27 protein-coding genes are annotated in these 22,780 nt (G+C 71.8%); 13 read left to right on the plus strand and 14 right to left on the minus strand.

All coding sequences use genetic code 11. The annotated features are described in order from the left end of the window. Positions 1–26: 26 nt before the first annotated feature. From K1T35_RS32405 to K1T35_RS32440, 8 genes are all read right to left on the minus strand, one after another. The gene (locus K1T35_RS32405) at positions 27–848 is read right to left on the minus strand and encodes an alpha/beta fold hydrolase (protein WP_220255573.1); all 822 of its coding nucleotides are present in this window, start codon (positions 846–848) and stop codon (positions 27–29) included. Next, positions 845–1,483, minus strand: coding sequence for an isochorismatase family protein (locus K1T35_RS32410; protein ID WP_220255574.1), 639 nt, complete (start codon positions 1,481–1,483; stop codon positions 845–847). The genes K1T35_RS32405 and K1T35_RS32410 overlap by 4 nt, the downstream gene beginning before the upstream one ends. Beyond that, positions 1,480–1,962: a (2Fe-2S)-binding protein gene (locus K1T35_RS32415; RefSeq protein ID WP_220255575.1), complete on the minus strand. Its 483-nt coding sequence runs from the start codon at positions 1,960–1,962 to the stop codon at positions 1,480–1,482. Before K1T35_RS32415 ends, K1T35_RS32410 begins: the two co-directional genes overlap by 4 nt. Beyond that, positions 1,955–4,327 (minus strand): xanthine dehydrogenase family protein molybdopterin-binding subunit, encoded by a 2,373-nt coding sequence (locus K1T35_RS32420; RefSeq protein WP_220255576.1) that lies wholly within the window; start codon positions 4,325–4,327, stop codon positions 1,955–1,957. Before K1T35_RS32420 ends, K1T35_RS32415 begins: the two co-directional genes overlap by 8 nt. After that, positions 4,324–5,157 carry a xanthine dehydrogenase family protein subunit M gene (locus K1T35_RS32425; protein WP_220255577.1) on the minus strand — a complete coding sequence of 278 codons (834 nt, stop codon included), beginning with the start codon at positions 5,155–5,157 and terminating at the stop codon, positions 4,324–4,326. The genes K1T35_RS32420 and K1T35_RS32425 overlap by 4 nt, the downstream gene beginning before the upstream one ends. After that, entirely contained in the window at positions 5,154–6,539 is a 1,386-nt protein-coding gene (locus tag K1T35_RS32430) for an MFS transporter (protein ID WP_220255578.1), read from the minus strand. Before K1T35_RS32430 ends, K1T35_RS32425 begins: the two co-directional genes overlap by 4 nt. Positions 6,540–6,578: 39 nt before the next feature. Continuing rightward, positions 6,579–7,847, minus strand: coding sequence for an FAD-dependent monooxygenase (locus K1T35_RS32435; RefSeq protein WP_220255579.1), 1,269 nt, complete (start codon positions 7,845–7,847; stop codon positions 6,579–6,581). Between the two features lie 124 nt (positions 7,848–7,971). Further along, entirely contained in the window at positions 7,972–8,451 is a 480-nt protein-coding gene (locus K1T35_RS32440; RefSeq protein ID WP_255620998.1) for a MarR family winged helix-turn-helix transcriptional regulator, read from the minus strand. Positions 8,452–8,737: 286 nt separating this feature from the next. Between K1T35_RS32440 and K1T35_RS32445 the strand changes: the two genes are divergently transcribed. Then, positions 8,738–9,769 carry a leucyl aminopeptidase gene (locus K1T35_RS32445; RefSeq protein ID WP_220255580.1) on the plus strand — a complete coding sequence of 344 codons (1,032 nt, stop codon included), beginning with the start codon at positions 8,738–8,740 and terminating at the stop codon, positions 9,767–9,769. A gap of 2 nt (positions 9,770–9,771) precedes the next feature. Then, on the plus strand, positions 9,772–10,518 hold the full coding sequence (locus K1T35_RS32450) for an aspartate/glutamate racemase family protein (RefSeq protein ID WP_220255581.1): 747 nt from the start codon (positions 9,772–9,774) through the stop codon (positions 10,516–10,518). On the opposite strand, the gene K1T35_RS32455 is transcribed toward K1T35_RS32450, so the two are convergent. Then, entirely contained in the window at positions 10,515–10,775 is a 261-nt protein-coding gene (locus K1T35_RS32455) for a Clp protease N-terminal domain-containing protein (RefSeq protein WP_220255582.1), read from the minus strand. The two genes, K1T35_RS32450 and K1T35_RS32455, sit on opposite strands and share 4 nt — an antisense overlap. Positions 10,776–10,792: 17 nt before the next feature. After that, the gene (locus K1T35_RS32460) at positions 10,793–11,299 is read right to left on the minus strand and encodes a hypothetical protein (RefSeq protein ID WP_220255583.1); all 507 of its coding nucleotides are present in this window, start codon (positions 11,297–11,299) and stop codon (positions 10,793–10,795) included. 94 nt (positions 11,300–11,393) lie between these two features. Between K1T35_RS32460 and K1T35_RS32465 the strand changes: the two genes are divergently transcribed. Further along, a complete protein-coding gene (locus K1T35_RS32465) occupies positions 11,394–12,098 on the plus strand; it encodes a Clp protease N-terminal domain-containing protein (RefSeq protein WP_220255584.1) in 705 nt (234 codons plus the stop codon). 179 nt (positions 12,099–12,277) lie between these two features. On the opposite strand, the gene K1T35_RS32470 is transcribed toward K1T35_RS32465, so the two are convergent. Continuing rightward, complete coding sequence (locus tag K1T35_RS32470) at positions 12,278–13,573, minus strand: RIP metalloprotease (protein ID WP_220255585.1); 1,296 nt, start codon at positions 13,571–13,573, stop codon at positions 12,278–12,280. Further along, positions 13,570–14,742, minus strand: coding sequence for a 1-deoxy-D-xylulose-5-phosphate reductoisomerase (dxr, locus tag K1T35_RS32475; RefSeq protein WP_220255586.1), 1,173 nt, complete (start codon positions 14,740–14,742; stop codon positions 13,570–13,572). The genes K1T35_RS32470 and dxr overlap by 4 nt, the downstream gene beginning before the upstream one ends. Positions 14,743–14,809: 67 nt before the next feature. Here dxr and K1T35_RS32480 point away from each other — a divergent pair, with 67 nt between their 5' ends. The 7 genes from K1T35_RS32480 to K1T35_RS32510 all read left to right on the plus strand — a co-directional run bounded on the left by K1T35_RS32480 (position 14,810) and on the right by K1T35_RS32510 (position 19,694). Then, positions 14,810–15,070: a DUF2631 domain-containing protein gene (locus K1T35_RS32480; protein WP_220255587.1), complete on the plus strand. Its 261-nt coding sequence runs from the start codon at positions 14,810–14,812 to the stop codon at positions 15,068–15,070. 13 nt (positions 15,071–15,083) lie between these two features. After that, positions 15,084–16,052, plus strand: coding sequence for a non-homologous end-joining DNA ligase (ligD, locus tag K1T35_RS32485; protein ID WP_220255588.1), 969 nt, complete (start codon positions 15,084–15,086; stop codon positions 16,050–16,052). 181 nt (positions 16,053–16,233) lie between these two features. After that, positions 16,234–16,635, plus strand: a complete 402-nt coding sequence (locus K1T35_RS32490) for a hypothetical protein (RefSeq protein ID WP_220255589.1) — start codon at positions 16,234–16,236, stop codon at positions 16,633–16,635. 13 nt (positions 16,636–16,648) lie between these two features. Next, positions 16,649–17,032, plus strand: a complete 384-nt coding sequence (locus K1T35_RS32495) for a hypothetical protein (RefSeq protein WP_255620999.1) — start codon at positions 16,649–16,651, stop codon at positions 17,030–17,032. A gap of 77 nt (positions 17,033–17,109) precedes the next feature. Beyond that, positions 17,110–18,258: an alanine racemase gene (gene alr / locus K1T35_RS32500; RefSeq protein ID WP_220255590.1), complete on the plus strand. Its 1,149-nt coding sequence runs from the start codon at positions 17,110–17,112 to the stop codon at positions 18,256–18,258. Beyond that, positions 18,248–19,330, plus strand: a complete 1,083-nt coding sequence (locus K1T35_RS32505) for a D-alanine--D-alanine ligase family protein (RefSeq protein WP_255621000.1) — start codon at positions 18,248–18,250, stop codon at positions 19,328–19,330. Before alr ends, K1T35_RS32505 begins: the two co-directional genes overlap by 11 nt. Positions 19,331–19,430: 100 nt before the next feature. Then, a complete protein-coding gene (locus K1T35_RS32510) occupies positions 19,431–19,694 on the plus strand; it encodes a hypothetical protein (protein WP_220255591.1) in 264 nt (87 codons plus the stop codon). A 200-nt stretch (positions 19,695–19,894) separates the two neighbouring features. On the opposite strand, the gene K1T35_RS32515 is transcribed toward K1T35_RS32510, so the two are convergent. After that, the gene (locus tag K1T35_RS32515) at positions 19,895–20,296 is read right to left on the minus strand and encodes an SRPBCC family protein (RefSeq protein ID WP_220255592.1); all 402 of its coding nucleotides are present in this window, start codon (positions 20,294–20,296) and stop codon (positions 19,895–19,897) included. An 84-nt stretch (positions 20,297–20,380) separates the two neighbouring features. Here K1T35_RS32515 and K1T35_RS32520 point away from each other — a divergent pair, with 84 nt between their 5' ends. After that, entirely contained in the window at positions 20,381–20,962 is a 582-nt protein-coding gene (locus K1T35_RS32520; RefSeq protein WP_220255593.1) for a TetR/AcrR family transcriptional regulator, read from the plus strand. A 302-nt stretch (positions 20,963–21,264) separates the two neighbouring features. Here the strand turns inward: K1T35_RS32520 and mug are convergent, their stop codons facing one another. Beyond that, positions 21,265–21,819: a G/U mismatch-specific DNA glycosylase gene (gene mug, locus K1T35_RS32525; RefSeq protein WP_220255594.1), complete on the minus strand. Its 555-nt coding sequence runs from the start codon at positions 21,817–21,819 to the stop codon at positions 21,265–21,267. 51 nt (positions 21,820–21,870) lie between these two features. On the opposite strand from mug, the gene K1T35_RS32530 reads away from it, so the two are divergent. Both K1T35_RS32530 and K1T35_RS32535 read left to right on the plus strand, forming a co-directional pair. Next, a complete protein-coding gene (locus K1T35_RS32530) occupies positions 21,871–22,122 on the plus strand; it encodes an anti-sigma factor (RefSeq protein ID WP_220255595.1) in 252 nt (83 codons plus the stop codon). Further along, positions 22,119–22,736, plus strand: coding sequence for an RNA polymerase sigma factor (locus tag K1T35_RS32535; protein ID WP_220255596.1), 618 nt, complete (start codon positions 22,119–22,121; stop codon positions 22,734–22,736). The genes K1T35_RS32530 and K1T35_RS32535 overlap by 4 nt, the downstream gene beginning before the upstream one ends. Positions 22,737–22,780: the final 44 nt, after the last annotated feature.

Consider the following 22,780-nt stretch of genomic DNA (forward strand, 5'->3'; position numbering starts at 1 on the left):
TCGGGTGAGCGCGCTTCGGCGAGCACTCACCAGTTGCCGAGGACCTCGCGCAGCAGGCGGCGCGCTGCCTCCGGCTGGTCCCAGAACACCATGTGCCCGGCACCTGCCACCTCGACCAGCTGCGCCGCCGGGTTCGTGGCCGCCGCCTCCGCCGCACCGGCCGCGGTGACGACCGGGCTCTCCCCGCCGTACAGGAGCACGGTCGGGCCCGGGACGTGCGGCCAGGTCGTGAAGAAATCCTCGCTCTCGAACCCGGCGTGTGTGGCGGCGATCGCGTCGGTGTCACAGCTGGAGAGCCAGCGCGCCCGCAGCTCCTGCTCCCGGCGCGGCCAGCGCGGCCACGACCGGGCCACCTCGTCGGCATCGGTGCCCCGCTGCGCCTCCTCCAGCTGGTCGAGGAACGCATCGAGAGTGGTCGGGTACGGGCCGCGCCCCGGGCCGCTCATCGGCGGGTCGACCAGCACTGTTCCCCGCAGCGGCACACCGCGAGCCGCGACGACCGCGGCGATCCGGGCGCCCATCGAGTGCCCCAGCAGGAGCGGCCGGTCCAGCCCGTCGAGCACGGCGACGGTGTCGTCGGCATAGTCATCGAGGGTGTAGGACTTCCCGGAATCCGAGAGCCCGCGGCCACGGACGTCCACCACGATCGGCCGGACGAGGTCGGTGAGCTCCCGCGCCACGAAGTCCATGGTGATCGCGGGGCTGGTGATCCCCGGCAGCACGACGAGCGGGACGCCGTCGCCGTCATAGTCGAGGACGTGCAGCGCCACGTCGCCGGAGCGGACCCAGCGCGATCGCGCGGGCACGTCGGCGAGGTCCGCGAGCGCCGACTGAAGCACCGCCCTCATCGCGCCACCCCCGCCGGGACGCGCACGTAGTCCAGCGCGTCGGCCAGCTCGATCACGTCCCCGTACTTGGCCTGGATGTCGAACAGGTTCGCCTCGTGCGGCGCCTGCGCCCGGTCGCCCACGCATTGTCGCGGCACGAGCACGGAGAACCCGCTCTGCACGGCGTCGACGGCGCTGGCGCGGACACACCCGCTGGTGGTCGCGCCGCAGATCAGCACGGTGTCCACCCGCAGGCCGGCGAGCAGCGCCGCAAGACCCGTGCCGAAGAACGCCGATGCGCCCTTCTTCGTGATCAGGTGATCGCCCGGCTCGACCGGCAGCCGGTCGTCGATCGCCACCGCAGCGGTGCCCTCGCGCAGTGCCCGCATGCCGGGCGCCTTCGTCAGCCAGGTGACGGCGTCGCCGTCGGCCTCGGCGGCCGTGTAGGCGATGGTCGTGAACACGACCGGCACGCCCGCCACCCGCCCGGCTTCGACCAGCTTGCCCGTCCCGGCCACCACGGCCGAGAGGTCGGCACCGGTCGGTTCGGACGGGTCGGTGAAGCCGTTGGTCAGGTCGACGACGACGATCGCGGGCCGCTCCCCGCGCCGTACCGCTGCCCCGAAGCCGGCCCGCTCGTAGACGGCGTCGATCATGCCGACCTCCTGCGGGCCGCGCACGCGTCCACGGCCTCGACGATCGTCTGGTAGCCGGTGCACCGGCACAGGTTGGACGCCACCACCTCGCGGATCTCCTCCTTCGTCGCGTCGGGTCGCTCGGCGAGGAAGCCTTGCGCGAGCATCAGGAATCCGGGCGTGCAGAACCCGCACTGCAGCCCGTGGTGGGCGGAGAACTCCTGTTGCAGGTCCGACAGCGAGCCGTCGGGCGCGGCGAGCGACTCGACCGTGCGGATGTCGGCGTCCTCCACCTGCGCGGCGAACACCAGGCACGCCCGCACCGGCGCCCCGTCGACGAGCACCGTGCACGCACCGCAGATCCCGTGCTCGCAGCCCACGTGGGTGCCGGTGAGGCCGAGGTCGTGGCGCAGGACGTCGACGAGCGTGCGGCGCGGCTCGATCGCGAGGTCGCGCCGCTCGCCGTTGACGGTCAGCTCGACCAGCTGTATCTCAGACACCCGTTCCCTCCAGAGCCGAATTCAGGGCCCGATGCACGGCCTCGCGCGCGATCGGGGTGTCGTCCAGCTCCACGCCGGTGTCGCGCAGGGCGTCGTTGACGGCGTTGAGCACGGCGGCGGGCGCGCCGATCGTGCCGCCCTCCCCCGCGCCCTTGGCGCCGTTCGCGGTGAACGCGCAGGGCGTCTCGAGGTGGTGGATCGCGATGTCGGGGATCTCCGACGCGGTCGGCACCTTGTACTCCATCAGGCTCGGCGCGAGCGGCTGCCCTGCGGCGTCGTACGTGACCTGCTCGAACAACGCGCCCGCGATGCCTTGCGCGATCCCGCCGCGGCACTGCCCCTCGACGACTTGCGGGTTGATCGCCACGCCGCAGTCCTCCACGCACACGTACCGCAGGATCTCGACACCCCCTGTGCCCGGATCCAGCTCGACGACCACGCCGTGAGTGGCGTTGGAGAACGTCCCGTCGCCCGCCACGTCGAAGCTCGCGGTGGCGCTCAGCCCGGGCCCGACGCCCTTGGGCAGCAGGTGCGCCCGCAGGTAGGCGACGTCGGCCAGCTCGGCGAACGAGAGGCGCCGTGCCGGGTCGTCCCGCAACCGGATGCCGCCGGCCCCGTCCAGCTCGGTGGAGTCGACGTCGACCTCGAGGAGGTGCGCGGCGATCTCCCGCAGCTGGTCACCGAGCTTCTCCGAGGCCGCCGCGACCGCGCTCCCACCGATCGTGATCGAGCGGCTGGCGAACGAGCCGAAGCCGTAGGTGATCCGGTCGGTGTCACCCTGCACGATCTTGACCTGCGCGATGTCGAGGCCGAGCCGGTCGGCCACGATCTGGGCCATCGTCGTCTCGTGGCTCTGGCCGTGGCTCATCGTGCCGGTGGTGACCGACACGGTGCCGGAGACGTCCATCCGGATCTCCGAGATGTCGAACCCGGGCACCACCTGCATCTTCCGCTGCGCGAAGGCACCCGAGCCGTAGCCGGTGCGTTCCGAGAAGCAGGAGTAGCCGATCCCGATCACGCGGTCGGAGTCGCGCACGTCGTACCAGCCCTCGTCGCGCAGCACCCGCTCGCACAGGTCGAGGGACTCCCGGTACGAGCCCGGGTCGTAGGTGATGCGGTTGACGCCGGTGTACGGGAAGACCGTGATCACGTTGCGCCGGCGGATCTCGACCGGGTCCATTCCCAGCTCCCGGGCGGCCCGCTCCATCAACCGCTCCATCACCATCACGTACTGCGGCCGGCTCACCCCGCGGTACGGGCCGGTGGGCGCCTTGTTGGTGGTGACGGCGCGCCCGCGCACCCGGTACGCGGGCACCTTGTAGACCGACGGCATCTCGGCCGACGCCATCAGCGGCTCGATCCCGGCCGTGAACGGGTAGCAGGAGTAGGCGCCCATGTCGCAGACGACGTCGGCGTCGAGGCCGAGGATGCGGCCATCGGCGTCGAACGCGGCGCGCACGTCGTAGCGCTGCTCGCGGGCGAGGAACGCGGCGGTGAGGGCGTCGCGGCGGTCCTCGATCCACTTCACGGGGCGGCGCAGCCGCAGCGCGGCGGCCGCGGCGGCGATCTCCTCGCGCCCGACGACGCACTTCTGCCCGAACCCGCCGCCCATGTCCGGGACGATGACGCGCACCTGCTTCTCGGCCAGGCCCGCGCAGCTCGCGAGCACGGTGCGCACCTGGTGCGGGATCTGCGTGTTGGTCTGCACGAGCAGTTGCTCGTCGCGGTCGTCCCAGTGCGCGACGACGCCGCGGGTCTCCAAGGGGAGTGCGTTCTGCCGGCCCGTCTTCGTCTGGACCCGGACGACGCAGGGCGCGTCCGCGAATACGTCGTCGATGCCCTCGGTGGCGAAGAGCGAGACGTCGACGAGCGTGTTGCGCTGCGCCTCGGCGTGCACGAGCGGGGCGTCGTCGGCGAGGGCGGCGGTGTCGGTGACGACCGGCTCGAGGTCCTCGTACTCGACGACGGCGGCCTCGACCCCGTCCTCGGCGGCGTACGGGTCGCGGGCGATCACGATCGCCATGGGCTCCCCGACGAAGCGGACCTTGTCGTGGGCGAGCACCGGCATCGACGTGGCCACGAACTCGTGCGGCGGGCGGTCGAGCAGCGCGGTGATGTCGCCGAGTCGGAGGTCCGCCGCCGAGAACGCCGCGACGACGCCCGGCACGGTGCGGACGTCGTCGAGATCGACCGCGACGATCCGGCCGTGGGCCACGGTGCTGCGCACGAACTGGGCGTGCAGCATCGCGGGCAGCGCGATGTCGTCGACGAATCGGCCGCGGCCGGCCAGCAGGCGCGGATCCTCCCGCCGGGGAACCGACGCGCCCACCCAGGCGCCGTCGCGGCGGAAGCGGGGCTCGTTCATCGGGTGGCCGCCTCCTCGCAGGCTCGGGCGACGAGCGTGCGGGTGAGAGCACGCCGGTAGTGCGCGCTCACCCCTGGCTCGTCGCGGACGTCGATCGCGCCCGCCGCGGCCTCCCCCACTCGTGAGTGGATACGCGCGTCATGGCTCGCGTATCCACTCACGAGTGCTTCTTCGGCGTCGGGGACTCGCATCGGTACGGGGGCGACCCCGCCCAGCACGACGCGGGGCGTGTCCAGGTCGACGGCCGCCGCCACGATCGCGAAGTCGCCCCGCCGCTCGGCGAACTCGGCCAGGGCCGCCCGGGGCGCCGGCCGGGGGAACACGACCTCGACGATCAGCTCGTCGGGTTCCAGCGCTGTGGTGAACACGCCCTGGAAGAAGTCCGTCGCGGCGATCTCCCGCGGTCCGGCCGGGCCCTCGACGACGATCCGCGCGTCGAGCAGCACGGCCAGCAGGCACCACTCGGCGGTCGCGTCGGCGTGCGCGAGGCTGCCGCCGACCGTGCCGCGGGTGCGGATCGGCAGGTGCCCGACCCAGCGCATCGCGTCGGAGAGCACCCGGAACCCGGGCCCGAGGTCGGCGGTCTCGACGGCGTGGTGGGTGACCAGCGCGCCGATCCGCAACGCGTCCCCGTCCCGGGCGATCGTCCCAAGGCCGGGGATCCGGCCGATGTCGATCAGGTGCTCGGGCCGGGCCAGCCGGAAGTTCATCATCGCGACGAGGCTCTGGCCGCCCGCGATGACCTTCGCGTCCTCCCCCAGCTCGGCGAGCAGCCCCACCGCGCCCGGGACGGTCCGAGCGCGGTGGTAGGTGAAGGCTGCTGGCTTCACGCCGTCGTGATGACCAGCGACTCGTCGCCGCCGTCGGTCACGTGGTCGAGCTCGCGGCCGCGCGTCTCCGGGGCCGCGACGGCCATCCACAGCACGGCGGCCACCACGAGCACGCCGAGCACCGTGAACGTCAACGGAAGCCCCAGCACGGGCCACAGCACGCTGCCGAACAGCAGCGGCGCGAACCCGGTGACGGCCCGGCTGGACGAGGAGGCCCACCCGAACCCGCTCGCGCGCAGCGGCGTCGGGTAGAGCTCGGAGACGTAGGCGTACATCACCGGGATCACCGTCAGCGACAGGAAACCGAACACGGCGATCATCGTGATGGCCGCCGCCGGCACGTCGAGGACCAGCGCGAACACCACCAGCGCCAGCGCCGCCGCGGGCCCGGACACCGCGATCACCCACTTGCGGCCGACAACCTCCACGAGCAGCACCGCCGTGATCACGCCGAGGATGCCGACCGCGTTCATGATCGTCGTGCCCGCGAAGGCCGCCACGTCGTCCATGCCCTGGGCGCGCAGGATCGACGGCATCCAGGACAGTGCCGCGTAGTACACAAGCATCACGGAGATGAACAGCGCCCATGCTGCGGAGGTGATCCGCGGGTTGAACGCCCAGACGAGCCGCAGCTGCTCGAGCGCAGCGGCGACCCCTCGACGCCGCTGCACGGCCGCCGCGACTGCGGGGATCTCGTACGGCTCATGGGGGGCGCCGGTCTTCATCACGAGGTCGTCGATCACGGCCCTGGCCTCGGCCTCACGACCGGTGCGGGCGAGGTACAGCGGCGACTCGGGGATGCCGCGGCGCACCCAGAACAGCAGCAGCGCGGGCAGCACCATGAGCGCGAGCATCCACCGCCAGTTGCCCGAGACCGGCACGAGGAGGGTGGCCGAGAGCCCGGCGAGCGTGGTGCCGACCGGCCACCATCCGTCCATCGCCGCGAGCACGCGGCCGCGCTGCTTCTTCGGGGAGAACTCGCTGACCAGCGCGTAGTCGACGGGGATGCAGCCGCCGAGGCCGATGCCGGCGAGGAACCGCAGTATCAGGAAGACCTCCCAGCTCGGCGAGAGCGCACCGAGCACGGAGAACAGCGCGAAGATCAGCAACGTGATGCTGAAGGCGCGCTTGCGGCCCACCCGGTCGGCGACCGTGCCCCATGCGACGGCGCCGACGGCCATGCCGATGAGGTTCGCCGTGGCGACGAGCCCGCGCTGCCCGGTGGACAGGCCGAACTCGGTGCCGAGCAGCGGGGTGAGGAACCCGTTCAGCGCGACGTCCCACGCGTCGAACATGTAGCCCAGGCCGCCGATGATGAAGATCTTGCCTTGCACTCCCCACTTCCACGGGAGGTCTTGCACGACCTGGTCGCCGGTACGCATGTGGTGGGCTCCGTTCTCGGAAAATCGCGTTCTCGGGGATCAGCGCACGAACGGGTAGGAGAAGGACTCGACGTCAGGGTTGTTCAGCGGGGTGCCCCGCCAGAGCCAGTCGTAGGAAACGTCTGACTCACCCTGGAAATTGCGCAACCTGCGGTCGCGCTCCTCCTGCTCCGGGCCGTCGGGCAGGTGGTAGAAGCGCATGTTCTCCAGGGAGGCATCCTGGACCATGCCGGCGTGCGTGGCTCGGCGGGACACGTACCGGACGAGTGCTCCGGCGATCCCGTCGCGGGTGACCGCGCCCAGCTCCTCGGCCAGCACGGCGGCGTCCTCCATCGCCTGCGACGCACCCTGCGCCTGGTAGGGCAGCATCGCGTGGCAGGCATCGCCGAGGAGCGCGACGTGGTCGTCCACCCACACCGGGTCGCGGTGGCGGCGGAACATCGCCCACTTGGAGGCGTCGCCCTCGGCCTTGGACAGCATGGCCGCCACCCGGTCGTCCCAGCCGGAGAACGCGTCGACCATCTCGTCCGCGGTGGCCGGCCCCGTCCACGTCGTCTCGACGTCGAGGGTGTTCGGGACGATCGCGACGACGTTGAGGTACTCGCCACCGCGGATGAAGTAGTGCACGAGGTGCAGGTCCGGGCCGTACCAGATCGTGGAGTGGAACCGGTCGAGCAGGAAACGGGTCGCGGGGTCGGCCGCGATCTTGTCGCCGGGGATGAGGGCGCGGTAGGCCATCTCCCCGGAGAAGGCGAGCGTGTCGGGCAGGCCCATCGCGTCGCGGACGGCCGAGCGGATGCCGTCGGCGCCGACGAGCACGTCGCCCGGGAAGCGGCGACCGTCGGTGGTGAGCGCGACGGGCCGGGTCGGGTCGGCGAGGTCGATGTCGACGACCTGCGCGCCGGTGTGCACCTCGACGACCGGCCCGGCCCCGTCCGGGTCGAGGCAGGCGTCGAGCAGGACCTTGTGCAGGTCGGCGCGGTGGTAGTGCCAGTAGGGCGCGTCGAACTCGCGCTTGACCCGGTCGCCGAGCGGGAGCGTGGCGATGACGCTGCCGTCCTTCCAGCGGCGGCGCACCTGGTCCTGCGGCTCGGTGTGGATCGCCTCGAGCTGCCTGCGCAGCCCGAGGCCGAGCAGGATCCGGCTCGCGTTGGGGGCCGTCTGGATCCCGGCGCCCACCTCACCGAGCTCCGGCGCCTGCTCCAGCACGGTGGCCCGCAGCCCGCGCCTGCGCAGCGCGAGCGCGGTGGTGAGACCGCCGAGGCCGCCACCGGCGATGGTGACGGCGAAGGACTGGCTGGGAGGCACTACCCCTCCTTGATCCACAGTGGACAGATGCCGAGCATCCCCGACGGGCGATAATCCGAACACTGACGATCCAGGAGCGCAAGGGGTTCGGCGAGCTGTAACGCGTCAGAAACCCGTGAGCAGGTCAGTCGTCGACCAGACTCTCCCAGTGCTCCGTCAGCGCGGTGAGGCGGCGCAGCAACGCCACCTGCTCGGCGCGGTCGTAGCCCTGCATCAGCAGTTTGTCCAGGTCACGGGCCCTGCGGTCGGTCTCGCGGAGCGTGGTCTCACCCTCGGGCGTGAGGCGCAGCAGGCGCTTGCGCCCGTCCTCGGCGGGCCGCTCGCGGACGATCAGGCCGCGGTCCTCCAGCCGGCGCACGATGCTCGCCATCGTCGACCGGTCGAGCGCCACGGACGAGGCGAGCGAGCCCTGCTCGACCCCCGGATACGCGTTCACCGCGGTGAGTACCGCGAACTGCGGCCCCGTCAGCACCGGGTCGACGAGCCGGACCCAGGCCGCGGTGTATGCCTGGTGCATCCGCCGCGCGACGTAGCCAGGGGCCGCGAGCAGCTCTTCCGGCGGGGGCAACCCCTTCGAGGGGTCGATCCCCGCACGTCCCGCCACTCCCCCGGTACCCACTAGTGCCCCCGACCGGGAGCGCTGTGCATGTATCGGCGGATCCAGGTTTCCGCTGGGTGCGCCGGCGGACCGGCCTCGTACCGGGCGTACTCGGCCGGTTCGCCGGTGCGCCCCGCGGGAAGCTGGGCCGTCGAGATATGTGCAGGGCTTCCGGTCGGGGGCACTTATACAGCTAAGCACGCCGTCGGTCACGTGCCCGCAACACGCCAGCCCTTGACCGGACCGGCCCACGTTGGGATCGTCAGCGTTCGGACTATCTCCGGAGGGACCTGTGGACCAGAACCTGTTCAACGAGATCTGCCTGCAGCAGCTGACGCTGTCCGGGGTGCACGAGGGCGAGACGGTGGCCGTCCTGACCCGCGGCGACGAGCGCGGCGAGTACGCGAACGCGTTCATGTGGGCGGCGCAGAAGCTGGGCGCGGCGACGTTCCACCTGCGGCTCCCCTCGCCCGCGTCGGCGTCGGGCGCGTGGGCCGTCGGCGACTCCGGCCTGGCCGCCAACCCACTCGCGGTGGAGGCGCTCAAGCGCGCCGACATGCTCGTCGACTGCACGTTCCTGCTGTTCAGCAAGGAGCAGTTCGAGATCCAGGGCGCCGGCACCCGCATCCTCACGGCCGTCGAACCGGCCCCGCTGCTCGCCCGGCTGATGCCCACCAAGGAGCTGCGGGAGCGCGTCGAGGTCGGCGCCGAGTTGCTCGCCAAGGCCCAGACCATGCGGATCACCAGCCCGCACGGCACCGACGTCACCTACCGCCTCGGCGTCTACCCGACGATGAGCGAGTACGGCTACACCGACGAGCCCGGCCGCTGGGATCACTGGCCCGCCGCGTTCGTGTTCACCGGCGGCGCCGACGACGGGGTCGACGGCAAGATCGTCCTCGCGCCCGGGGACGTGCTGCTGCCGTTCAACACCTACGTGCAGACCCCGGTGGAGTTCACCATCGAGGGGGGCTTCATCCGCGACATCCGCGGCGGCCTGGATGCCGACCTGCTCTCGTCCTACATCACGAGCTTCGACGACCCGCGCGGCTACGGCATGAGCCACGTGGGCTGGGGCCTCGACGAGCGCGCCCACTGGCACGGCCTCACCCAGTTCGGCGGCGGCATGGGCATGGAGCTGCGCAGCTTCTACGGCAACGTCATGTTCTCCATCGGCCCGAACAACGAGCTCGGCGGCCCCAACGACACCCCCTGCCACTTCGACATCCCGATGCGCGGCAACTCCCTCTACCTCGACGACGAGCTCATCGTCGACGCGGGCGAGCTGACCGTGCCGGAGATGCGTCCCGCGGGTAAGCGCTGAGCATGGGCACGCACCACATCGGGATGATCGTCCCGAGCTCGAACCTCACGATGGAGACCGAGCTCCCCCGCATGCTCGCCGCCCGCGAGCGGGAGCTGCCCGAGGACCGGTTCGTCTTCCACTCGGCGCGGGCCCGGATGCAGCACGTCACGCCGGAACAGCTGCGGGCCATGAACGCCCAGGCGGAGCGGGCGGCCACCGAGCTGGCGGACGCCCGTCCCGACGTGGTCGCCACCGCCTGCCTCGTCGCGATCATGGCGCAGGGCCCCGGCTACCACTGCACCGCCGAGGACACGATCACGGCCGCCCTGCGCGCCGAGGGCTCCGACGCACCGGTCGTGTCGAGCGCGGGCGCCCTGCTGTCGGGGATCGCGGCGCTCAGGGCCAGCAAGGTCGCGATCATCACCCCGTACCTGAAGCCGCTCACGGAGCTGGTGGTGGCCTACCTCGAGGACGCGGGCGTCGAGGTGGTGGACGCCCTGTCGCTCGAGGTGCCCGACAACCTCGCCGTCGCCCGCCTCGACCCCGCCGACCTGCGCGAGCACTGGAAGAAACTGAGCCTGGCTGGCGCCGATGCGCTCGTGCTCTCCGCGTGCGTGCAGATGCCGTCGCTGGCGTCGATCGCGCCGGTCGAGAACGAGGCCGGCATCCCGGTGCTGTCCGCGGCCACCGCCACAACCCACCGGATCCTCACGGAGCTGGGGTTGGAGCCGCGGGTACCGGACGCCGGCCGGCTGCTCGCCGCCTAACGGCTGCTCTCGTAGCTGTCCATGAACGACGACAGCTCGTCGCGCAGGGCGTCGAGGTCGAGATGGCGCCCGATCAGCTGGACCGGAACCGAACCGCCGTCGGCGAGCATCGCGAGGAACACGTGCTCGACACCGACGAAGTCGTGACCTCGGGAAGCCGCCTGCTGGGCGCTGTCGGCCAATATCCTCTTGAGCCGCGGGGTGCCCACCTCGGTGATGCGGCTGAAGTCGGGATTGTTCGTGCTCTCGAGATCCACGGCGGGACGCTACCGCGTCAGGTGCGGCCCTTGTCCTGCTGCGCGCTGCGCAGCGTCGACGAGTGGGGGAGCCAGGTGGCCAGCTCGACCGGCCAACCGTCCGCAGCGAGCACGGCCACGACCGCGGGATCGTCATCCAGCACGGAGACGACGTCACGGGTGCGCGACAGGCGGCGGAGCTCGGAACGCTTGAGGTAGCGCGCCGGCCGGTCGTCGTCGTCCGCGCGCATCAGCAAGGGACCGGTGGGCAGGTCGTGCCGGGCGAGCCACCGTTCGGTGAGGCGGCGCGTGCGCTCCGGCCGGCCGGTCAGGTAGATGACGTCGTGGTCGACGAGCGCGTCCCGCAGCCGCTGCGCGCCTTCCTCCAGCACCGGGTCGCGCCCTGCGGCCTGGAAGAAGCGCTCCCACCGCTGCGGATGCGCCTCGATGTGGTGCAGCCGGTGCCGAACGTCGGCGAGCACGCCGTCTATGTCGAAGACGGCCAGCGGCCGCGGGTCGGGTGAAGGGACGGGGAGCGCGGTCAACGGCGAGCTGCCGGTGCGGCGGCGGGAACTCTCACGATCACCAGTATCACCCACCCAGCCTGCGCGAAGCCGCGATCCGGACCACGATGGCCCTGTGGCGACCGAAGATCCCGTACCGCTGCAACCGACGCCCGGCTACCGCGACGCGCTCCGGCACGCCGAACGCCGGGCCCGACGGCACGGCCACCACCACCTCGGGGTCGAGCACCTGCTGCTCGGCATCCTCGACGGCGAGCAGTCCGTGGCCACCGACGTGCTGGCGAAGTACGTCGACCTGCCCGAGCTGCAGAAGGCGACGGAACGCGCACTCGCATCCGAGAGCTACCACCGGCTGCCGCACCCCCGGCAGGGCGAGGACGCGCGTGCCGAGAGCACGCCGGTCACCCTCGTCCGCGGCGACGAGCGGCAGCAGGCGGTGATCCACTGGGCGTGGCAGGGCCGCAGCGGACCGTCGGATCTGTACCGGGCGCAGCTGGACTGGTCGGGCGAGCCGATCGACGTCGGCGCGGGCGACATGTTCGAGGCCCTCGTGCGGATCCGCGAGCAGCTCGAACCTCAGGGCTGGCTGGTGGCGGTGCAGGGGTCGCGCGTCGACACCTACCCGAGCGGCATGCAGCGCGACATGGGCGGCGGCTTGAGCGTCTACGTCATCCGCATCGGCGAGCCGGTGCGGATGGACGACGTCGTCGACACGTTCGCCGAGGCCGACCCGGGCCTGCTCGCCACGGTCGACGCCCAGCGCCGGCACGCCGCGGACTGGAAGCGTTCGATCCAGGACGGCGTGGGACAGGGGCGCTAGTGTCCCGAATCATTGATTCGCAGCATAATTCTGGCCGGGCCGGTGGAGGCGCTGGTGGAGTCGCGGCGGCTGGATCTACAACCCGGACACACCGGTTCTCGGCTCACGCGACAGGTCGACGGGTCGCGTGGAGCGACACGGGGCGCGCGAGCCCAAACCGGGTGCGCCCCGAAGCCGGCTCAGAACGGCAGCTGGATCGGATTGACGACATCCGCGACCAGCAGGATCGCGCTCCACCCGATGAACAACAGCGCCACCACGTAGGCGATCGGTAGCAGCTTGGCCGAGTCCACCGGTCCGGGGTCGGGCTTGCCGCGCAGCCGCGCGATGCGCTTCTTCACCGCCTCCCACACCGCAGGGAAAATCTGCCCACCGTCGAGCGGGGGCAGCGGCAGCATGTTGAACAGGAAGAGCGAGATGTTCACCAGCGCCAGCAGGTTGAGCAGGAACAGCACCTGCTGCGTCGCGGTGAACGCCTCGGAGGCCAGGAACTCGCCCCCGATCCGGGACACGCCCACGATGCCAACCGGGCCGTCCTGGTCGCGTTCGGAGCCGAGGAAGGCCGAGCCGAACAGGTTCGGCAGCCGCTCGGGCAGGTTGACGATGGCCTGGGCGGTGCGGACGATGACGTCACCGACCGCCACGACCACGGCAGCCGGGCCCTGTCGCGCGATGGTCGGCACTGGTGTGACGCCGAGGAAGCTCACGTCCACGACGCGCTCCGGGTCGTCCAGGTCCTGGGCCTGGGTGCGGATCAGGGTGGGGGTGAGGTCGAGCCGCTGCTCGCCGCGTTCCACCGTGATGGTCACCGTGCCGGAGGACGCGCGAATGACCTCTTGCAGGGAGCGCCAGTCGTTCTCGGCCACCGGCGCGCCGTCGAAGGCGACGATCTTGTCGCCCGGCAGGAGGCCCGCCGCCGCGGCCGGGCTCGGCGGGGCGTCCGCCGGGCACTGCTCGGTCTGCGGCGCCGTGGCGGGCAGGACGCATTGGCTGACCGTCGAGATCGTGGTGCTGCTGGTCGGGACGCCGATCGCCATGATCGCGATCGCGAACAGGATGACGGCGAGGATCAGGTTCTGGAACGGCCCCGCCGCCATCACGATGATCCTCTTCCAGGGCGCGCGGGTGTAGAACTGCCGGTGCGCGTCCTCCGGCATGACGTCCATGGCCGACTGCTGCCGGGCGTCGTCGATGAGGCCCTGGAACGGGCCGGTGCGGCGGCTGCGGCCCAGCGTCTGCCCCTTTGCGGGCGGGAGCATGCCGATCATGCGGACGTAGCCGCCGAGCGGGATCATCTTGACCCCGAACTCGGTTTCGCCGACCTTGCGCGACCAGACCGTCTTGCCGAACCCGACGAAGAACTCCGGCACCTTGATGCCGAACTTGCGCGCCGCGAGGTAGTGGCCGAGCTCGTGCCAGGCCACCGAGATCATGATCCCGGCGAAGAGCAGCAGGATCCCGAGCACGAACATCATGAGAGAGTCGCCTTCCTCGACGCGGCGAGCTCACCCGCGCGCGCCCGCGCCCAGTCCTCCGCTGCCAGCACGTCCGCCACGGTAGCGGGATCCGCGGTCCAGCCGTCGGCCGCGTCGAGCACGCGCTCCAGCAGGTCGCAGATCCCCAGGAACGGCAGCGCACCGGCCACGAACGCGGCCACGGCCGTCTCGTTCGCCGCGTTCAGCACGGCGGGGATGCATCCACCTGCCGTGCCCGCGGCGCGGGCCAACCGCACCCCCGGGAGCGCGTCGTCGTCGAGCGGCTCGAACGTCCAGCTCTGCGCGGTGTCCCAGCGGCAGGGCCGGGCCGCCCCCGCGAGCCGGTCCGGCCACGCGAGCGCCAGCGCGATGGGCAGCTTCATGTCGGGTGGGCTGGCCTGCGCGATGGTCGAGCCGTCGACGAAGGTCACCATCGAGTGCACGATCGACTGCGGGTGCACCACCACGTCGATCCGCTCGTACGGCACCCCGAACAGCAGGTGCGCCTCGATGACCTCGAGCCCCTTGTTGATCAAGGTGGCCGAGTTGATCGTGATGACCGGGCCCATGTCCCACGTCGGGTGCGCGAGCGCCTCCGCCACCGTGACGTCCGCGAGCTCGACCCTGCGGCGACCGCGGAAGGGGCCGCCGGACGCCGTCAGCACCAGCCGCTCCACCTCATCGGCCCGTCCCCCGCGAAGGCATTGCGCCAGCGCGGAGTGCTCGGAGTCGACCGGCACGATCTGCCCCGGCGCGGCCGCACCCGTGACCAGCGGTCCGCCGGCCACCAGCGACTCCTTGTTCGCGAGCGCGAGCGTGGCGCCGGACGCGAGCGCGGCGAGCGTCGGCCCGAGCCCCACCGAGCCGGTGATGCCGTTGAGCACGGTGTCGGCGCCCGCGGTGGCGGTGAGCTCGGTGGCCGCCTCGGGCCCGGCCAACACCTCGACGCCCGGCAGCCGCTCCCGCAGCTCGGCGGCCTTGCCGGGGTCCGACACCGCGAGCCGGGGCACGCGGTGCTGCACGGCCTGCCGTACCAACAGGTCGGTGTCGCGGCCGCCCGCCGCGAGACCCGCGACCGTGAACCGGCCGGGGTGTGCGGCGACGACGTCGAGTGCCTGCGTGCCGACGGATCCGGTGGAACCCAGCACGACGGCGGAGCGTGTGGTCATCACCGCCCATCATCCCCGCCGCCGTGTTGTGCGACGATGAGGCCCACATCCCGGATCTGGAGGACAGGTGGCACGGAACTCCCGAGAGCTGGCACAGCGTCCCGCGGTCGACCCGCGGGACGAGCCGTCGGCGGAGTGGGGCTGGCACGGCGGCTTCCCCCGCGGCATGGTCATCGCCGGCTGGGTCAGTGTCTTCATCCTGCTGGTCATGAACCTCGGCAACCACCAGGGACGCACCGAGAACGTGTGGCTCACCGGGCTCGCGATCGTCATGGCGATCGGGCTCGTGCTGCACTCGGTCCGGAAGCGCACCGCCTGGCGGCGCTAGGGGGCACTAGACCATGGCGGGCTCCGCCATCGAGCTGGAGGTCGGCGACCGCGTCGTCCGCCTCTCCAACCCCGACCGGGTGTACTTCCCGGCGCGCGGGGAGACCAAGCTCGACCTGGCGAAGTACTACCTCGCCGTGTCCGACGGCATCGTGCGCGCGCTGCGCGACCGCCCGTGCATGCTGCACCGCTTCCCCACCGGCGTCACCGGCGAGAAGGTGCACCAGAAGCGGCTGCCCAAAGGGGCACCCGACTGGGTGCAGACCGTACGCATCCACTTCCCCCGCTGGAACCGCACCGCCGACGAGCTGTGCGTGCAGCACCCGGCCGACGTGGTGTGGGCGGTGCAGATGTCCACGGTCGAGTTCCACCCGTGGAACTCGCGGCGGTTCGACACCGAGAAGCCCGACGAGTGGCGCATCGACCTCGACCCGATGCCCGAGGCCGGCTACGCCGACGTGCGCCGCGTCGCGCACGTCGCCCACGAGGTGCTCGACGAGCTGGGCGCCACCGGCTGGCCGAAGACATCGGGCGGCAAGGGCATGCACGTGTACGTGCGGATCCCGCCCGACCACGGCTTCGCCGACGTCCGCCGCGCCGCCCACGCGTTCGCCCGCGAGGTCGCCCGCCGCTGCGACCTGGTCGACCTGACGTGGTGGCGCAAGGACCGCGACCCCAAGTCGGTCTTCGTCGACTACAACCAGAACACCCGCGACCACACCATCCGCTGCGCGTACTCCGTGCGCGGCGTCCCCGAGGCGGTGGTCTCCACCCCGATCCGCTGGGACGAGGTCGACGACGCCGACCCGCGCGACTTCACCATCGCCACCGTCCCGGCCCGCTTCGCCGAGCTCGGCGACCTGCACGCCGGCATCGACGACGCCGTCTTCCTCATCGACGAGCTCCTCGAGTGGGCCGACCGCGACGCCCGCGAGGGCGAGGCCCCGCCCGAGGACGAGGAAGCCCAGGACCTCGACGCCTGACCCGTGTGCCCGACGCTCACACACCAATTGCCGCGCTGATACACCGACTGCAGTTGATGCCTGAGCGCGGAAGTCGGTGTGTGATCTCAGACCGCGGATTTGCGCAAGTCTCGCTACGCAGATTTGCGTAGGTTCGAGTTGAGCTGATGCCGATCCCGGCCATGCGACGGATGATCGAGCCATGACTGATGAAACTGGTCGGCACCGGAGGTGGGTGGTCGCAACCTGCGTTGCCCTGGTACTGGCGGCGGTCGGCGATGCCGGTCCGGAAATCGTCGAATCCGGCAGCCTGGTGGCCGGCTACGACGGGCCGGGCCCCCTGATCTACCTCGGGTTCGCTGCGATCGTCGCGACGGTGCCGTGGCGTTTCACCCCGCTGCTGGCAGTGGCGATGTCCGCGTTCTTCCTCTTCGGCGGGTTCGCCGATGCGGACTTCACCAACCGACTCACCGCTCCGACGGGGGTCGCGTCCGTCGCCGCCTGGCTGCAGATGCTCAGTTTCGCGGCGGCGATCGTCTGCGGGACGGCGGCCGTGCTCCGGAGAGGAGCCGGATCGGCCGCCGGCACCGTTCGACAGCAGTGAGGGGAGAATGGTGATGAGCACGATTGCGGCACGATTCTCGGCAGCGCCGAGAAGCATGAAACTTTCGTTGTGCGGGCTGGCGGTCGGCGTTCTGGGACTGATCGTTCAATGGATCGCCGATCCGGACAAGTTCCCGGGGTTTCCGCCGGGGATCATCTTCATCGCGGCGTGCGCTGCCCTGGTGGTGGCGGCGTCCGGTCGCTGGTGGGCACCGGTCTTCTCGGTGCTGATCTCGCTGTGGATCGTTCTCGGCGGGTTGGCCGCCGGCGAACTGACCGCCAACCTCCTCTCGGGGGATGCGGGAACCGTCGCCGGCAACGTGGTGATGTCGCTCGGACTGGCGTTCGCCGCGGTCACAGGGGTCGTCGCGATGCGGGCCGGCAGGGTGGGCCCGTGAGGACCGTGGCCACGCACCTCACCGCCGTGAGACGCCGCTGAAAGCCTGGTGAGACACCGTCTCGCCACGGTGTGCCGGTGCCGGAACTGACATCGGGCGAAGCGGAGGTCGACGTCGCCGCGATCGCGATCAACACCGGGGTCGCGTGTTCCCGGACCCGCAGCACCGTGATGGCCGTGGTGAAGGCGAACGGGTTCGGCCACGGGGCCGTCGCGGTCGCCCGCACCGCGCTCGCGCACGGGGCCGGGTGGCTCGGCGTGGCGACCACCGGCGAGGCGCTCGCGCTGCGGGCAGCGGGGATCGGCGGGCCCATCCTGTGCTGGCTCTACCACCCGTCGGCCGACCTGCGGGCCACCGTCGCCGCGGGCGTGCACCTGTCCGTGGCGTCGGTCGGGCAGCTGCGCGCGGTGCGGCACGGCGCGGTGAGCGCCGCCCGCACCGCTCGGATCCACCTGAAGATCGACACCGGGCTTTCGCGAGGCGGCGCGTCCGCCGACGGCTGGGCCGACCTGGTGCGCACGGCCCGCCGATACGAGCGGGCCGGCCTCGTCACGGTGCACGGACTGTGGTCGCACCTCGCGGACGCCGACGACCCGGCCGGCGCGCGGGTGCCGAGCCAGCTCGCCCGGTTCGAGGCGGCCGTCGCGACGGCAGAACGCGCCGGGCTGCGGCCGGCGGTGCTCCACATGGCGAACTCGGCCGCGGCGCTGCACCGTCCGGAGACCCACCTGGACATGGTCCGGTTCGGCATCGGTCTCTACGGCGTGGAACCCGTCCCCGGCCAGCCGGCGGGGCTGCGTCCGGCGATGACCCTGCGCGCCCCGATCGTGCTGGCGAAGCCGGTGGCCGCCGGGGTGGGCGTGTCCTACCACCACGACTACGTGACGGGGGCGCCGACCACGCTCGGCCTCGTCCCCGTCGGGTACGCCGATGGGCTGCCCCGCGCCGCGGCCGGACAGGCACAGGTGTGGGTCGACGGCAGGCGACGCCCGGTCGCGGGCCGGATCGCGATGGACCAGTTCGTGGTCGACCTCGGCAGCGAGGACGACGCCGACCACGTGGTGATCTTCGGTCCCGGCGACTGGGGCGAGCCCACCGTCACGGAATGGGCCGGCTGGGCCGGAACCATCCCGCACGAGGTGCTCACCGGGATCGGCGCGCGCGTGCGGCGCCGCTGCGTCGGCCACCGGTCGGTCGAGCTCAAGGAGGGGATCCGTGCCTGCTGACGGGCGGATCCGGGTCGCCGTGCTGTTCGGCGGTCGCAGCGGTGAGCACGCGGTGTCCTGCCTCTCGGCCGCGAGCGTCATGGCCCACCTCGACCGCGACCGGTTCACCGCGGTTCCGGTCCGGATCGACCGAGACGGGTTGTGGGCCGTCGACGTCGACGATCCGGACTCCTACGCGGCAGGCGGCGCCGCGGCGCTGGAGGCTCTCGAACAATTGCTCCCTGCCCCGTCGACGACCCTTGTCGGCAGCATGCTGGCGGGGATCGAGGCGCTGCGCTCGTGTGACGTCGTCTTCCCCGCGCTGCACGGCCCATTCGGAGAGGACGGGACGCTGCAGTCCTGCCTCGCGTTCGCGGGCGTCCCCTACGTCGGTTGCGGGGTGCTGTCCAGCGCGCTGGCCATGGACAAGGTGCGGACGAAGGCGCTGCTCGCGGTTGCCGGGCTCACCGTCGCCGACTCGGTCGTCCTCCGCGACGACGCAGTCGACGTGGATCCGGAGGTGCGGGAACGCCTCGGGCTCCCGGTGTTCGTCAAACCGGTCCGTGGCGGCTCCAGCCTCGGCGTCTCCCGGGTGGAACGGTGGGCCGATCTTCCCGCCGCGGTCGTGGAGGCGCAACGCAGTGATCCGGTGGTCCTCGTCGAGGCCGCCGTCACCGGGCGCGAGATCGACATCGGCGTGCTGGAGCTGCCCAACGGCGGCCTCGCCGTGAGCCCGCCGCTGGAGATCCACGTGCCCGAGGGAGGCCTGTTCGACTTCCACGCCAAGTACTCCGACCCCGCGACCCGCTTCGAGGTGCCCGCAGCGCTCGACCTGGCGACCTTCGACCGGATGCGGGCGCAGGCGCGTACCGCGTTCGACGCCCTCGGTTGCGCAGGCCTGCTCCGCGTGGACTTCTTCCTCCGCCCGGACGGCACGCTGGTGCTGAACGAGGTCAACACCTTTCCCGGATTCACCGCCGCGTCCCAGTACCCGCGCATGTGGCAGGCCGCGGGAATCGGGTACCGAGAGCTGCTCGACATGCTCGTCGACACCGCGCTCGTGCGCTCGGTCCGGCCCCGGCAGCCCGCGTGAACGACCGGCTGCACGAGATCGACCTGCTGGGCTCGCCGCCACCGCGATCCTGGAGACGGGGCAGCTTCCGCCCGGTGTTTCGGCGGACGCGGACCTCGTGGTGCAGTCGCAGTTCTCGCATTACTTCGTGGCCGGGATGGCCCTGTTCCTCGTGCACCGTTTCGGGCTGTCCGACGAGCTCGTGGCGATTCTGGGCCTCTGCATCGCGAACGCGGTGTTCCGCGGGACGGGCTTCGCCGCCGCGGTGGCGAACCGGTACCACACCACGCTGCACCCCGGCGTCGTCGTCGCCGTCATCGTGGCGATCTTCGCGGTGATGACGCTGGTGGCCACGGGCGCGACCCGCCGCTTCGCGCGCCCGTGATTCGCGCCGGCGGGGAACCTCACCTATCCCCTGTACCTGATCCACGCCCACATCGGCTTCATCGTCCTCGACCTGCTCGACCAGCACGTCCCCGCGCTGGCCACTCGTACTCGGCACGATCGCGGTGATGGGCGGGACCGCCTACGCCATCCACGTGGGCGTCGAGCGGCCCGCCGCACCGCGGATGCGCCGCCTGCTGACTATCCGGCCCGCCCGAGAACCTGCCGGAACACGGGGGCGATCTGGTCCATGGCGGTGGAGAGCCAGCCCGTGAGCTCGTCGGGCAGCGTGTCGTGGATCCACACCAGCCTGCTGCCCGTCTCGCCGTCGGCGAAGACCTGCATCGAGGTGTTGTCGTGCGCCACCCCGTCACCGACCCACCCCCAGACGATGCGCCGGGCCTGCTCGTCGCGCGCGATCAACCGTTCCCTGGCGACCGTGCCGTCGGCGAAGGTGAGCGCGCGAACGTCGGGGCCTTCCAGCCGGCAGTCGGTGAAGACGTCGGGTCCCAGCCTCAGGGGGCCGTCCGCGAAGTCGCCGACCATGCCCCACACCGTCTCCGGACTCGCGTCAATCCTGATCTCCTTGATGACCGATCCCATGACCCTCTCCGATCCAGGCTGACCAGACCTGTCTGTCTGATTCACGGGAACAACCTAGACAGACCTGTCTGGTAGCGTCAAGACATGGCGACGAGGACATCCGAGAGTCCGGCCCGCCGCCGCGTCCTCGAGACGGCGGCTGCCCTCTTCTACGCCGAGGGCGTGCACCGGGTGGGCGTCGACCGGATCATCGCCGAGAGCGGCGTGGCGAAGGCGACCTTCTACCACCACTTCCCCGCCAAGGACGAACTCGTCCGCGCCTACCTGGAAGCGGAGTACCGGCGCCAGAAGAGCGCCACCGAGGACGTCGTGCAGGCTGCGACGGGCGGGCCCCGCGAGGCGCTGCTGGCCTTCTTCGACTACCTGGGTGAGAACGGCGCCGGGCCGGGCTTCCGCGGCTGCCCCTTCACCAACGCGGCGGCCGAGTACCCCGACCCGACCCATCCCGTGCGGCAGACGATCGCCGACTACCGTCGCTGGAACCACTCGATCTTCCGCGACCTGGTGGCCGCGGCCGGTGACCCCGATCCCGGGCACACCGCGACGATCCTCATGATGATCCGCGACGGCATCGTCGTGGGCAGCGACCTGGACGAGCCGGCCGCCCTCCGCCGCGCCATCAGGGACGCCGTGACCCGGGCCCTGGACGCCCGTCACGCCTCGTAGACGATCTCGCCGCCCGGCGCCGCCGCGAGCACGCGCGCGTCGCGGATCTCGTCGACCGGACAGGTGTGAGCACGTCCCGGTCCAGAACGGCGAGCTTGCCAGGCTCTATCCAGCCGATCCGGTCGGCCCACCCCGACCACGGCGGCGGCGCCCTCGTCCGCAGCGCGAAGCGTTCCGGGACCCTGCTGTTCCCCGGCGCGCCTGCCGGCCGGTGAATTCCCGGGTGGTCATCCCCGGTCGAGCGCGGGGTCGGGAGCCGACGGTCGAACGGAGCCGGGAACCCACCGCGGCCCAAGCTCGTGTCAGGCAGCCGCGGCGCGCAGGCGGGCGTACTCCTCGATCATCGCCGGGAGCTGCCAGTGGGCATTCAGCCCACTCGGGTTGGGCAGGACCCACACACCGGTCGTGCCCAGCCGCTCCTCCTGCGGTCCGACCGACGCGCGGGGCTTGCCGAACGCCGTGCGGTAGGCCGTCAGCCCGACGACCGCGAGCCAGCGCGGACGCCACTCCGCCACGAGCGCCCGCAGCCGAGCACCGCCCGCCACCAGCTCCGCAGGGGTCAGCTCGTCCGCCCGGGCCGTCGCACGCGGCACCATGTTCGTGATCCCCAGCCCGAGAGAGCGCAGCTCACCCTGCTCGGCCGGCAGCAGCACGCGGGGGGTGAAGCCGGCGCCGTGCAGGGCGGGCCAGAACCGGTTGCCCGGGCGCGCGAAGTGGTGTCCGGTTGCGGCCGACACGAGCCCGGGATTGATGCCGCAGAAGAGCACGCGCAACGGGGGATCGCCCGGACCGGGCAGCACGTCCTCGATGGTGCGGGAGCGCGCCGCCTCCAGCTCGGCGCGGGTGAATCGGGGCACCGCGCCATGATCGCAGCCGACGCCCGCCCTCCGGCGGGCGATACTGGCCCGGTGGACGAGCTGGCGTGCCAGGACCTCGTGGAACGGGTCACCGACTACCTCGAGGGGGTCCTGGGCCCCGACGAGACCGAACGGGTGAACCGGCACCTCGCGGGCTGTGACGGCTGCACGGCCTACGTCGACCAGGTGCGCGCGACCGTCCGGGCGAGCGCGTCCTTGCCGCCGGAGGTGCCGAGCGCGCAGGCCGAGGCGCGGCTGCTGGACATCTACCGGACGTGGGCGGCCGAGCGGCAGGGCCGGTGACGGACCCGGACCTGGCAGCCCTGCGGCGCGGCGACGAGGCGGCGTTCCTGCGGCTGGTCAACACCCACCACTCGGCCCTCGTCCGGCTCGCGCTGGTGTACGCGCCCAGCCGGGAAGTGGCCGAGGAGTGCGTGCAGGAGACCTGGATCGCGGTACTGCGCGGGCTCGACGGCTTCGAGGGCCGTTCCTCATTGCGCACCTGGATCTGCCGGATCCTGGCCAACATCGCGCGCCGCAGGGCCGCCGCCGAGCACAGGGAGCTGCCCTTCTCCAGCCTCTCGGACGCGGGCCCCGCGGTCGATCCCGAGCGGTTCTTCCGGTCCGGGCCGAACACGGGCCACTGGGCCAGTCCGCCGCGGGCGTGGTCCGCGCCCGAGCAGGAGGCGCTGTCGCGGGAGCTGCGGGCGGTCGTGGCCGACGCGATCGCGGCGCTGCCGCCCAACCAGCGCGTGGTGATCACCCTCCGCGACGTCGAGGGCTGGGAATCTGCCGAGGTCAGCGCGCTGCTGGAGATCGAGCCCGGCAACCAGCGGGTGCTGCTGCACCGGGCCCGCTCCCGCGTGCGGGCGACCCTCGAGCGATACCTGGCATCGGTGCCGGCCCGAAATCTGTAACGGACCTCCTCCCGGCCGCCACTGGTACGGCGCAGTCGGCCGAG

Source organism: Pseudonocardia sp. DSM 110487, assembly GCF_019468565.1.
Lineage (GTDB): Bacteria > Actinomycetota > Actinomycetes > Mycobacteriales > Pseudonocardiaceae > Pseudonocardia.